Below are 12,206 nucleotides of genomic sequence, written 5' to 3'. Positions count from 1 at the left end.
GGACAGAGGACAATGTCGAGCTGAACCGCAATTTCATCGATCACAATGGCGGCTATCCGGAAAACCCGGACTATGACGCGCTACACGATGTCATCGTGCCTAAGCAGTGGGGGCCGGACAGCCTCGCCGCGATGGAGGCCGCGTTCGATGCCTACAAGAAGCAGCATGGCGCCTTCGCCTGGCAGAAGGCGCTGAGCCAGGGCCAGTACAACCATGCCGACGGCATCTTCCATGGCGGCAACAAGCCGACCTGGTCGAACCTGACCTTCCGCAAGATCGTCGATGCCCATGTGAAGGGCGCGAAACATGCCTGCTTCATCGACTACCACACCGGCCTTGGCCCCTATGGCACGGTCGATCTGATCGCCGATGGCGAGCCGGGCACGCCGGAGTTGCAGCGCTGCTTCGACTGGTTCGTGAACAATGTCAGCTCGCCAGCGCTCGGCAACTCCACCTCGCCCGCCCTCTATGGCGTCATCAAGCACGCGGTGGTGGACATGCTGGAGGGGACGGATGTGACCTCCGTCACGGCGGAATACGGCACCTATCCGCTGAAGAATGTGGTCGGCGCCGTCATCGCCGATAACTGGCTGCATGCGCGCGGCGATCTCGACTCGGCGCAGGGCAAGGAACTGAAGGCCCAGATGCGCAAGGCCTTCTATCCGGACGAGGATGACTGGAAGGAACTGGTTTACCTGCGCTCGCGCCAGTTCATGCGCGCAGCGATCAAGGGGCTGGCGGAGAGCTGACCCGATAGCTCAGAGGCGGGCCTGTATCTCCTGACACCAGGCGATACGGGCCTCCGCCTGGGCGATCTCCTGGTCCAGCCAGGCCGGCAGCAGCCCGTCGATGATGGCCGCTTCCTCATTCGCCTTCAGATCGACCAGCCGGGCGCGTTCATTGCGATAGAGATCTTCCAGCATTTCCAGCTGGACCAGCTGATCTTCCCGCGCCATCAGATGCAGGAAACGCAGCTTCAGCGCCACCACCAGCTTGTTCAGGTCGTTCACCAGCGGCTTCATGTTGGCGCTCAGCAGCCCATCCAGCGCTGCGCGGCCGGCATCCGTCAGGCGCAGCACAGGATTATCTTCCATGCTCTCCCCCCCTGAGGCGCCGTCAACCGGTGCGACCAGCCCCTCGAAGCGCAGCAGTTCCAGCGACGGGGCCAGCAGGTCGAGCGACGGGCCAGCCATCCGGCTGGCGAAGCGCCGCACAGTCGCCGCCAGATCGGCATAGCGCTTCGGCCCCTCGGCCAGGAAACCCAGCATGGCCAAGCGCAGCGCCTCGGTCGGAATCAGCGAGTTGTCGCGGAACATGGGCATATCCTGTTGCGCACCTTTCGGAGGGTCCGACTATCCAAATGGGATACCAGACCGGATTTGTCCACTATTAAGAACGATTCGCAGAAAAAGGGAAGCGGCAATTTCACGGCAGGCACTTTCCTTTCTTTCCCTCTCCCCTTGCGGGAGAGGGTTGCGCAGGCTTATCGAGGCGTCAGCCGAGATTAGGCGGAGCTGGGTGAGGGGTAACCGCACGAACCGAGCCGCCCCCTCACCCGGTTAGCTTACGCTCACCACCCTCTCCCTCGAGGGGAGAGGGTGTACCCATTCACGCCGCCTGCTTCAGCTCCAGCGCACCCCAGATGTCGGTCAGCGCCGCGACCAGCCGGTCCATCGCCGCATCGTCATGCAGCGGGGTCGGCGTCAGGCGCAGCCGTTCGGTGCCGCGCGGCACGGTCGGGTAGTTGATCGGCTGCACATAGATCGCATGGCGCTCCAGCAGCAGGTCGCTGGCCTGCTTGCAGCGTGCGGCATCGCCCACCTGCACCGGCACGATATGACTCGGCGCCTCGATGAGCGGCAGCCGGGCGGCGCGCAGTTGGGCACGCAGCCGTTCCGCCCGTTCCTGATGGCGGGCGCGGAGTGCCCTGCCCTCATCACTGCGCAGGATGCGCACGCTGGCCAGCGCACCGGCGGTCAACGCCGGCGGCAGCGACGTCGTGAAGATGAAGCCGGAGGCATGGGAGCGTATGAAATCCGACAACGTGGCCGAGGCGGCAATGTAGCCGCCCATCAGGCCGAACGCCTTGCCCATCGTCCCCTGCACCACATCGACCCGGTGCATCACACCATCGCGCTGGGCGACGCCCGCCCCCTCCGCGCCATAGAGGCCGACGGCATGCACCTCGTCGAGATAGCTGAGCGCGCCATAACGCTCGCACAGATCGAGGATGTCGCCGATGGGGGCGATGTCGCCATCCATCGAATAGACCGATTCGAAGGCGACCAGCTTCGGCCGCGCGGGGTCGGCCTCGGCCAGCAGCTGTTCCAGATGGGCGATATCATTGTGCCGGAAAATTTTCTTCTCCGCCCCGGAATGGCGGATGCCCTGAATCATCGAGGCGTGGTTCAGCGCATCGGAAAACACGATGCAGTTCGGCAGCGACGAGGCGAGGCAGGACAGCGCCGCCTCGTTGGCGACATAGCCGGAGGTGAACAGCAGGGCCGCTTCCTTGCCGTGCAGCGCTGCCAGTTCGCGCTCTAGAAGCACATGATAATGCGTGGTGCCGGAGATGTTGCGGGTGCCGCCGGCGCCGGCGCCGGTGCGCTGGATCGCCTCCTGCATCGCCGCCAGCACGGCGGGGTGCTGGCCCATGCCGAGATAGTCGTTGGAGCACCAGATGGTGACCGGACGCTGCTGCGCGCCGCCGACATGCTGCCGCGCATTCGGGAACCGGCCGGCCTGGCGCTCCAGATCGGCGAAGACGCGATAGCGCCCCTCGGCCTTCAGCTGCGCGATGCGGTCGGCAAAGAAACTCTGATAGTCCATGGCGACAATCCGGTTTTTTGCCGAGCTTATACTATCGAAACGCGCACCGGTCATCCGCGCGGAATGTCGCGGCAGCGGAACGGGCAAACGAAAAGGCCGCCTCCGGGGAGGCGGCCTTCGCGTCGTCTAATGATCGCGGCGATCAGCCAAAGGCGATGCCGTCGGCCTTCAGCATTGCGGCCACCTCGGCCCGCGACTTGGTGTAGCGCGACAGCATGTCGCTCATCTCCTGCTCGGTGATGATGAGCGGCGGGCAGAAGGCGACCGAATCGCCGATGGCGCGGACGATCAGGCCGTTCTTCTGCGCGATCTTGGCGAACTTGGCGCCCACACCCAGCTTCGGGTCGAAGGCGGCGCGGGTCTTCTTGTCCTGCACCAATTCCATGGCGCCGATCAGGCCGGTGCCGCGCACCTCGCCGATCAGCGGATGGCTGGCGAAACCGGCGATGCCCTTCTGCAGCAGCGGGCCGACCTTGCCGACATGCGCGCCGATGTCGCGCTCCTCATAGATCTTCAGCGTCTCCAGCGCGACCGCGGCCGCGACCGGATGGCCGGAATAGGTGTAGCCATGGCCGAACACGCCGATCTTCTCGGACTCGGTCACGCAGGCCTGATAGACGCGCTCATTTACCATCACCGCCGAGATCGGCAGGTAGGAGGAGGACAGCGCCTTGGCGCAGGACAGGATATCCGGCTTCATGCCGAAGGTCTGGCTGCCCCAGTAATTGCCGGTGCGCCAGAAGCCGCAGATCACCTCGTCGGCGCAGAACAGCACGTCGTACTTCTTCAGCACGGCCTGGATCTTCTCGAAATAGGTCTTCGGCGGCACGATGACGCCGCCGGCGCCCATGATCGGCTCGGCGATGAAGGCGCCGACCGTCTCCGGCCCCTCCTTGAGGATCAGCTTCTCCAGATTGTCCGCCATGCGGGTGGCGAACTCTTCCTCGCTCTCGCCCTCAAGGCCGAAGCGGTAATAATGCGGGCAGTCGGCATGCAGGATGTTGGCGATCGGCAGGTCAAAGTCGCGGTGGTTGTTCGGCAGGCCGGTCAGGCTGGCCGAGGCGACGGTGACGCCGTGATAGCCCTTGATGCGCGAGATGATCTTCTTCTTCTCCGGCTTGTTCTGGGCGTTCCAGAAGTACCAGATCAGCTTCACGACGGTGTCGTTGGCTTCCGAACCGGAGTTCTGGAAGATCACCTTCGACATCTCCACCGGGGCGACCGACTTCAGCTTCTCCGCAAGGTCGATGGAGGGCAGGTGCGACTTGTGCGTGAAGGTATGGTAGTAGGGCAGCTCCTTCATCTGCTTGATCGCGGCATCGACCAGACGCTGCTGGTTGAAGCCCAGCGACACCGACCACAGGCCGGCCATCGCCTCGATATAGTCCTTGCCGTCCTCGTCGAAGACATGGACGCCCTTGCCACCGGTGATGACCAGCGGACCTTCCGTCTCATGCACCTTCAGATTGGTGTAGGGATGCAGATGATGCGCGATGTCGCGGGCGCTCGCGGAATTCGGCACGAAGGGCTTGGGGCCGGCCTCTGGAAAGCAGCAAAAAACGAGCCGGCTAGCCCGTGACCGCGAAAAGTCAAGAGCGCTGACTGCTTTTGCAGTCTAGCCAGCTTCCCCATGGGCGCGTCAATCCCGGAGTGCGGAAATTCCGCGCATGGCTGGCCCGGCACGAATGCCGGGCCTCGCCGACGCCGTTACTCGCCCGTATAGGCCGGCTTGCGCTTTTCGAAGAAGGCCTGCATGCCCTCATTCTTGTCCTTGCTGGCGAACAGCATCTGCATCGCCTTGCGCTCCAGCATCAGGCCGGTCTCCAGCGAGCTGTCCTCGCCGGCCACGATGACTTCCTTGATCTGCTGCACGGCGAGCGGCGGCAGCGAGGCGAGGTCACGCGCCATCTTCAGCGCCGTCTCCATCACCTGATCGTCGGCAACCAGCGTGCTGATAAGGCCGATCTGGAATGCCTCGGCGGCGTCGATGGGCCGGCCGGTCAGGCACAGCTTCATGGCGTGGAACTTGCCGACCGCGCGCGTCAGGCGCTGCGTTCCGCCCGCCCCCGGCATGATGCCGACGCGCACCTCCGGCTGGCCCAGCTTGGCGCCCTCGCCCGCCACGATGATGTCGGCATGCATCGCCAGCTCCAGCCCGCCGCCCAGCGCGAAGCCGTTGATGGCGGCGATTACCGGCTGCGGGGTCGAGGAGATCACGCGCCACAGCCGCTCGGTATGGCGGGTCAGCAGGTCGATGGGAGAGGCCTCGACGAACTCGCGCAGATCGGCGCCGGCGGCGAAGGCCTCCTCATTGCCGGTCAGCACGATGGCGCGCACGCTGCTATCCTCGGACAGCTTGGCGAATTCCTCGGCCAGCGTCTTGCGGGTGGCGATGTTCAGCGCGTTGCGCACCGCCGGGCGGTTGATGCGCACAACGGCGATGCCGTCTTCCGGGCGCTCGACGATTACCTCCGGCTGGGCCGTCTCGGACATTGCTTTCCTCCTTTGTTTACATCCCCAGTTTTGCTGGGCGGAATGTGGTTTTGCAGAATTGACCCGGATCATAGGGTGTGCAAGCTTCCCCGGCAATGCTAGAGCCGGATCGCTTCAGGTCGTGGCAAGCCGTGCCTCGACCTGAAGCGTGAATCCGTCTCTATTCAAGTTATCAGAGGGCGATTCACACATTGAATGCGTCCCTAAAGCGACCGCATTCAATGTGATCGCACTCTGGGAGCAACCTATCCAAACCATGGGGGAAACGATGACCGAGGCTTTCATCTGCGACGCCATCCGCACGCCGATCGGCCGCTTTGGCGGCAGCCTGTCCGCCGTGCGCGCCGACGATCTGGCGACCGTTCCGATCAAGGCGCTGATGGAGCGCAATACTTCGGTGGACTGGGCCGCGCTGGACGATGTGCTCTATGGCTGCGTGAACCAGGCCGGCGAGGATAACCGCAATGTCGCGCGCATGGCGCTGCTGCTGGCGGGCCTGCCGGTCGAGGTGCCGGGCGCCACGGTGAACCGGCTGTGCGGCTCCGGCATGGAGGCCACGGTGCAGGCCGCCCGCGCGATCCGGGCCGGCGAGACGTCGCTGATGCTGTCCGGCGGCGTGGAGAGCATGTCGCGCGCACCCTTCGTCATGCCGAAGGCGGACAGCGCCTTCTCGCGCAAGGCGGAGATCTACGACACCACCATCGGCTGGCGCTTCGTGAACCCGATCATGCAGAAGCAGTACGGCATCGACCAGATGCCGGAAACCGCCGAGAATGTGGCCGAGCAGTTCCAGGTCAGCCGCGAGGACCAGGACGCCTTCGCGCTGCGCAGCCAGCACAAGGCCGCTGCCGCGCAGGCCAATGGCCGGCTGGCGAAGGAGATCGTCGCCGTCACCATCCCGCGCCGCAAGGGCGACCCCATCGTGGTGGACCAGGACGAGCATCCGCGCGGCGACACCACCATCGAGCAGCTGGCGAAGCTGTCCACCCCGTTCCGCAAGGAAGGCGGAACGGTGACTGCCGGTAATGCGTCGGGCGTGAATGACGGCGCTGCCGCGATCATCGTCGCGTCGGAAGAAGCCGCGAAGCGCCACGGGCTGACGCCGCGCGCCCGCATCGTGGCCGCCGCCGTCGCCGGCGTGGAGCCGCGCATCATGGGCATCGGTCCAGCCCCGGCCTCGGAGAAGGTGCTGAAGCTGGCCGGCCTGACCATCGACCAGATGGATGTGATCGAGCTGAACGAGGCCTTCGCCGCGCAGGCGCTGGCCACCACCCGCATGCTTGGCATCGCCGATGACGATCCCCGCGTGAACCCGAATGGCGGCGCCATCGCGCTGGGCCATCCGCTGGGCGCCAGCGGTGCCCGCCTGCTGCTGACGGCGGCGCAGCAGCTGCACGATACCGGCGGCCGCTACGCGCTGTGCACCATGTGCATCGGCGTCGGCCAGGGCATCGCCACCATCATCGAACGGGTCTGAGGAGGCGGCGATCATGGATGTGAAAGCCGAGGGATTCGCGGTCGGCGTCGTCGGCGCCGGCGCGATGGGCCAGGGCATTGCCCAGGTGGCACTGGAGGGCGGCTGCAAGGTCGTTCTGCACGACGCCAAGCCGGGCGGTGCGGAGGCCGGTCGCGACCTGATCTTCGGGCGGCTGGACCGGCTGGTCGAGAAGGGCCGGCTTGAAGCCGATGCCGTCGCCGGCATGAAGGCAAGCCTCTCCATCGCCCCTGCCCTTGCCGATCTGGGCAACTGCCCGGTGGTGGTCGAGGCGGTGTTCGAGGATCTGGATCTGAAGCGCAGCATCTTCGCCGAGCTGGAAAAGCATGTGGCGGAGGATGCGATCCTCGCCTCCAACACCTCCTCCCTGCCGATTGCCGCCATCGCGCGCAACTGCGCGAAGCCGCAGCGCGTGGCCGGCATGCATTTCTTCAATCCCGTGCCGCTGATGAAGCTGGTGGAGATCATCAAGGGGCCGGAAACCGCCGATGATGTCGCCGTGGCGCTGGCCGAGCTGGGCAAGCGCATGGGCCGCACGCCGGTCACCGTGCAGGACGCGCCGGGCTTCCTCGTCAATATGGGCGGGCGCGCCTACACCACCGAGGGCATGCGGCTGATCCATGAAGGAGTGGCGACGCCGGCACAGATCGATGCGGTGATGAAGGATTGCTGCGGCTTCCGCATGGGACCGTGCGAGCTGATGGACCTGACCGGCATCGATGTGAACTATCCGGTCAGCATGATCGTCTATGAGGGCTATCTGCACGATCCGCGCCTGAAGACGGTGCCGCTGCACAAGGCGCTGTACGAGGCGGGCCGGCTGGGGCGCAAGACGAAGGCCGGCCATTATCGCTATGACGATAAAGGAAATGTTCTCGACGCGCCGAGCCCGGATCACGTGACGGATGCGGCCCCCGCCGCCACCGTCAGCCTGGCCGAGCCGGATGCCGCGCTGGAGAAGTTCCTTGGCGGCCTCGGCGTGAAGATCACCGCGTCGGACGATGGATCGAGCCCCATCCTCTGCGCCCCCGTCGGCGAGGACGCGACCAGCGTCGCCGTGCGCACCGGCGCCGATCACCGCCGGCTGGTGGCCATCGACCTCAGCGCCGACATCTCGAAGCGCATCACCATCATGACCGCGCCGGGGGCCGATGCCGCCGCCCGCGATTCCGTGGCGGCGCTGCTGGCGAAGGATGGCTGCAAGGTCACCGCTATCAAGGATTCGCCGGGCTTCATCGCCCAGCGCCTGCGCGCCATGATCGGCAACCTGTCCTGCGAGATGGCGCAGGTCGGCCTCGCCAGCCCGGAGGAGATCGACCTCGCCATGACGCTGGGTCTGAACTATCCGCAGGGGCCGCTGGCCATGGTCGATGCCATGGGGACCAGGGCGACGCTGCGCGTGCTGGAACAGTTGCAGGCACTGACCGGGGAGGACCGCTACCGCCCCAGCCTGTGGCTCCGCCGCCGCGCCCTGCTGGGCCTGTCGGCGAAGACGGCGGGGTAAAGACCGGGCGCACGCCGCCCTATGCTTCGAGACGGTCGCGCCCTGAACCGGGCGCGACCTCCTCAGCATGAGGTCACGAAGATGCGCCGCCGGCTATCCCATGCTCCCCTCGCCCTGAGGAGCCTGCATGAGCAGGCGTCTCGAAGGGCATGGGTGGATTTCAGAAAGTACATTCTCATGTCACCCCCGGGCTTGACCCGGGGGTCCAGGAGCGTCGCTTTGCCTGTAACGTCTCAGGCCTTGGCCCCTGGATTGCCGGGTCAAGCCCGGCAATGACAATTGAGCGTTAATGCTAATTTCAGAATCTTTTCTGATGCTTAATCACACATACCCCGCCCCGTCGATGACGGGGTGGGCGGCCAGCACCGCCTCGTCCACCTCAATGCCGAGGCCGGGCGCCTCCGGCGGCATGACCGTGCCGTCGGCTGAAATGCTGTAGGCCGGGCTGCACAGCTGGTCACGGAACACATTGCCCTTCGACAGATCGGCCTCGAAATAGCCGGGGTTGTCGATGGCGGCCAGGAAATGCAGCGAGGCCGCCATGTTGAGCCCCGTGACCGAGGTGTGCGGGTGCACCGAAATCTTCCAGGCCGAGGCCATGTGCGCGATGCGCAGCCCCTCGGTGATGCCGCCGGTCTTCGACAGGTCAGGCTGGAAGATGTTGATCACCTTGCGCTCGATCAGCCGGTTGAAGTCGAAGCGGGTATAGTGGTTCTCGCCCGCCGCCAGCGGCGTACGGCCATAGCCCGCGGCGATCTCGTAGCTGCGGTCATCCGGCGAGGGGAAGGGTTCCTCCAGCCAGCCGACACGGCACTCGTCCAGACCCGGATAGGCGTTGCGCGCATCGGCCAGTGTGTAGTTGGTGTTGGCGTCGGTCAGGATGTCGATGCCCTCGCCCAGCGCCTTGCGCACGGCGCGCACCCGCTCCAGATCGCGCGCCACACTATCGCCGATGCGCAGCTTCAGCGCCCTGTAGCCCTGCGCGACATAGGATTGCGCCTCCTCCACCAGCTTTGCCGGCTCCTGGAAACCCAGCGAGATGCCGCCGGCATAGGCTGGCATCGGCTTCGCGGAGCCGCCCAGCAGCCGGTAGAGCGGCCAGCCCGCCGCCTTGCCCTTGATGTCCCACAGCGCCATGTCGATGCCGCTCATCGCGATGGCGGCGCCCGCCCCCATGCCGTGGCTGGCGAGCTGCATGCGGTACATGCGGTTCCACAGGCCGACAATATCGCCGGCATCCTGCCCGACCACGAGCTGGCGCAGCGTGGTGTTGGCAAGCTGCGCCACGGCACCCGGCGCGCGGGCGGCATGCGCCTCGCCCCAGCCGGTGATGCCGTCCTCGGTGACGATCTTTACGATCACCGCGTCGCGCTTCACCGTGCGGCCGATGCCGAGCGAGACATTCGCCCCCTCCGGCACCTTGAAAGAGATCGGATAGGCCTTCAGCTCGACGATCTTCATGGCGGTCCTTCCCTGTCTTTTATCGTTTCTTATCCAAAAATCGTCATGGTCGGACTTGATCCGACCATCCAGCGAACGGCGCCGCCTCTCTGGACCCTCGGGTCAAGCCCGAGGGTGACGAAAAAAGAAAGCCCCTATTGCCGGCGCTTGGTGACCACCACATCGCCCTGCTTCAGCGAGGCGACTTCCTCGGCGGAGAAGCCGGCCTCGGCCAGGATCTCGTCGCTGTGCTGGGCGAATTTCGGCGGGGTGCGGCGCACGCTGCCCGGCGTGCGGCTGAACTTGATCGGGATGCCGGTGCCGCGATAGGCGCCCAGCGTCTCGTCCATGCGGCGATGCTGGGTGTGTTCCGCTGCAAACACCTCGGCGATGTTCATGACAGGCCCGGCCGGCACGCCGACCGCCAGCAGCCGCTCGCACAGCGCCTTGCCGTCCATATCCGCCATCGCCTTTTCCAGCTCCGCGCGCAGCGCCGGACGGTTGATGGTGCGCTCGCCATTGCTGGTAAAGCGCGGATCGGCGGGCAGGTCCGGGCGGCCGATCTCGGTGCAGAACCGCTCGAAGGCGCGGTTATTGCCGATGGCGAGGAAAATCTCGCCGGTGCTGGTGGCGAACTTGTCGTAGGGCGTGATGTTCGGATGCTCGCTGCCGGTCAGCACCGGGGTCTTGCCCGACAGGAAGTAGTTGGCCGCCTGCGGATGCAGCAGCGCCACCGCCGAATCATACAGCGTCATGTCGATATACTGGCCCTTGCCGGAACGCTGGCGCTCGAACAGCGCCATCAGGATGGCGATGGCCGAATAGAGCCCGGTGCCGAGATCGACCAGCGGCGTGCCCATGCGGGTCGGCCCGGCCTCCGGCGTGCCGTTGATCGAGAACATGCCGGCCATCGCCTGGATGACCGCGTCATAGCCGGGAAAGCCGCCCAGCGGGCCGTCGCCGCCGAAGCCGCTGATGCGGCAATGGATCAGCTTCGGGAAGCGCTTCGACAGCACCTCCTCATAGCCGATGCCCCAGCGCTCCATGGTGCCGGGCTTGTAGTTCTCGATCAGCACATCGGCACCGTCGAGCAGGCGCAACAGCACCTCCCGCCCCTCCGGCTTGGAGAGATCAAGGCCTAGCGACCGCTTGTTGCGGTTCACGCCGATGAAGTAGGAGGCGTCGCCCTCCAGGAAGGGCGGGCCCCAGTCGCGCACCTCGTCGCCCTGTGGCGGCTCGATCTTCACGATCTCCGCGCCATGGTCGCCCAGGATCTGGGTGCCGTAGGGGCCGCCCAGCACGCGGGTCAGGTCGATCACCTTCAGGCCGTTCAGCGCGCCAAAAGCGCCGCCGGCCGGATTCGCGGCGGTATCCGCCATCATTCGTTCTCCCAGAAATGAAAATCAGGCGGCGATGTCGAAGACACGCGACGCGAAGGCGGGATAGGTCTCGGCGATCTCCTGCCCGATGCGCCCGCGCAGCAGCGCCAGCGTCCCGGCATCGGGGATCGGCGTCTCCGGCACGCTCGCCGGCTCGTCATAGTCGAAGCCGGTATTCTCGCGGATTTCCTCGACCGTATGGCCCGGATGCACGCTGCGCAGGCTGAAGCGTTTCCGGTCCTTGTCGAAGTCGAAGATGCAGCGCCCGGTGACCAGCATCTTCGGCCCGCCCGGCCGATAGACATTGGCGGGGCTGGTGCCCGGCGCGCTGATGAAGTCCACCTTCGGCACCAGCACGCGGTCGGTATGTTCCTCGCGGAACAGAATCACCTGCGGCACCAGGAAATAGAGATAGGCCGAGCCGAAGGAGCCGGGGAAACGCACCTTGGTCTGCGGATAGTCGCCGATGCCGACCAGGTTGATGTTGGCCTCGCCGTCGATCTGCCCGCCGCCCAGGAAGAAGGCGTCGATACGGCCCTCGGCGGCGCAGTCAAACAGCTCCTTGCCGCCATCGGTGAAGGCGGTGTGCTTGCGGCTGCCGAGCAGAGAGACGCGCAGCATGCCGTTGGAGCGGGCACGCGCCAGCAGGGCGGCGGCACCTGGAATCGGGGAGGAATTGCCGACCGCGACATGGCGCAGTCCCGCCAGCCTGTCGGCGATGAAGGAGATCAGCAGTTCCTCGGGCTTGCAGTCAGTCATCGGGGTCACTCCGCCGCGTTACGGGTCAGCACATGCTGCGCGAGATAGCTCTGGAAGCCCTCGTCGCTGCGTGCCTGTTCGTAATAATCCGCGATATGCGCGGCATCGGCGGGATAGGCGCCGCCAAGGCCAACCGGCCAGGCGCCCTCCTTCGCCTCCGCGATGGCGGTGACATAGAGGCCGGGGATGGTGCCGGCCGCCGTTGCCTCGTCGGCCAGCAGATCGCCCTCGACGATCTCCTCAGCGGTGACCAGGCATTCCTTCGCGGCATGCGCCATCAGCATCAGTTCGCGCCGCACGCCGATCC

Annotated in this window: 10 protein-coding genes and 1 pseudogene; 3 read left to right on the top strand and 8 right to left on the bottom strand. The window is 65.8% G+C overall.

Annotated features, from left to right (window positions below; genetic code table 11):
• A partial coding sequence (locus tag MK313_RS16595) for a DUF2817 domain-containing protein (RefSeq protein ID WP_287783035.1) occupies positions 1-749 on the top strand: 749 nt, incomplete at its 5' end.
• Positions 750-758: 9 nt separating this feature from the next.
• Here MK313_RS16595 and MK313_RS16590 read toward each other — a convergent pair.
• The 4 genes from MK313_RS16590 to MK313_RS16575 form a co-directional block, all read right to left on the bottom strand.
• Positions 759-1,316, bottom strand: a complete 558-nt coding sequence (locus tag MK313_RS16590) for a hypothetical protein (protein WP_287783033.1) — start codon at positions 1,314-1,316, stop codon at positions 759-761.
• 292 nt (positions 1,317-1,608) lie between these two features.
• Positions 1,609-2,829: a 5-aminolevulinate synthase gene (gene hemA, locus MK313_RS16585; RefSeq protein WP_287783032.1), complete on the bottom strand. Its 1,221-nt coding sequence runs from the start codon at positions 2,827-2,829 to the stop codon at positions 1,609-1,611.
• Between the two features lie 142 nt (positions 2,830-2,971).
• Positions 2,972-4,351 (bottom strand): aspartate aminotransferase family protein, encoded by a 1,380-nt coding sequence (locus MK313_RS16580; RefSeq protein ID WP_287783030.1) that lies wholly within the window; start codon positions 4,349-4,351, stop codon positions 2,972-2,974.
• 185 nt (positions 4,352-4,536) lie between these two features.
• Entirely contained in the window at positions 4,537-5,322 is a 786-nt protein-coding gene (locus MK313_RS16575) for an enoyl-CoA hydratase (protein WP_287783028.1), read from the bottom strand.
• A 268-nt stretch (positions 5,323-5,590) separates the two neighbouring features.
• Between MK313_RS16575 and pcaF the strand changes: the two genes are divergently transcribed.
• Positions 5,591-6,799, top strand: a complete 1,209-nt coding sequence (gene pcaF, locus MK313_RS16570; RefSeq protein ID WP_287783027.1) for a 3-oxoadipyl-CoA thiolase — start codon at positions 5,591-5,593, stop codon at positions 6,797-6,799.
• A 13-nt stretch (positions 6,800-6,812) separates the two neighbouring features.
• Complete coding sequence (locus MK313_RS16565) at positions 6,813-8,321, top strand: 3-hydroxyacyl-CoA dehydrogenase (protein ID WP_287783026.1); 1,509 nt, start codon at positions 6,813-6,815, stop codon at positions 8,319-8,321.
• A gap of 321 nt (positions 8,322-8,642) precedes the next feature.
• Here MK313_RS16565 and MK313_RS16560 read toward each other — a convergent pair whose 3' ends face one another.
• The 4 genes and pseudogenes from MK313_RS16560 to MK313_RS16545 form a co-directional block, all read right to left on the bottom strand.
• Positions 8,643-9,782, bottom strand: coding sequence for a mandelate racemase/muconate lactonizing enzyme family protein (locus MK313_RS16560; RefSeq protein ID WP_287783025.1), 1,140 nt, complete (start codon positions 9,780-9,782; stop codon positions 8,643-8,645).
• 134 nt (positions 9,783-9,916) lie between these two features.
• On the bottom strand, positions 9,917-11,143 hold the full coding sequence (locus MK313_RS16555; RefSeq protein ID WP_008944850.1) for a CaiB/BaiF CoA transferase family protein: 1,227 nt from the start codon (positions 11,141-11,143) through the stop codon (positions 9,917-9,919).
• Between the two features lie 21 nt (positions 11,144-11,164).
• A complete protein-coding gene (locus MK313_RS16550; RefSeq protein WP_287783022.1) occupies positions 11,165-11,899 on the bottom strand; it encodes a CoA-transferase in 735 nt (244 codons plus the stop codon).
• A gap of 5 nt (positions 11,900-11,904) precedes the next feature.
• Positions 11,905-12,206: pseudogene (locus MK313_RS16545) on the bottom strand (CoA synthetase); the annotation flags it as partial.

The sequence above is a fragment of the Oceanibaculum sp. genome, assembly GCF_022449305.1.
Lineage (GTDB): Bacteria > Pseudomonadota > Alphaproteobacteria > Oceanibaculales > Oceanibaculaceae > Oceanibaculum > Oceanibaculum indicum.
The sequence above is the reverse complement of the archived record's forward strand: the minus strand, read 5'-3'. Positions and strand labels throughout refer to the sequence as shown.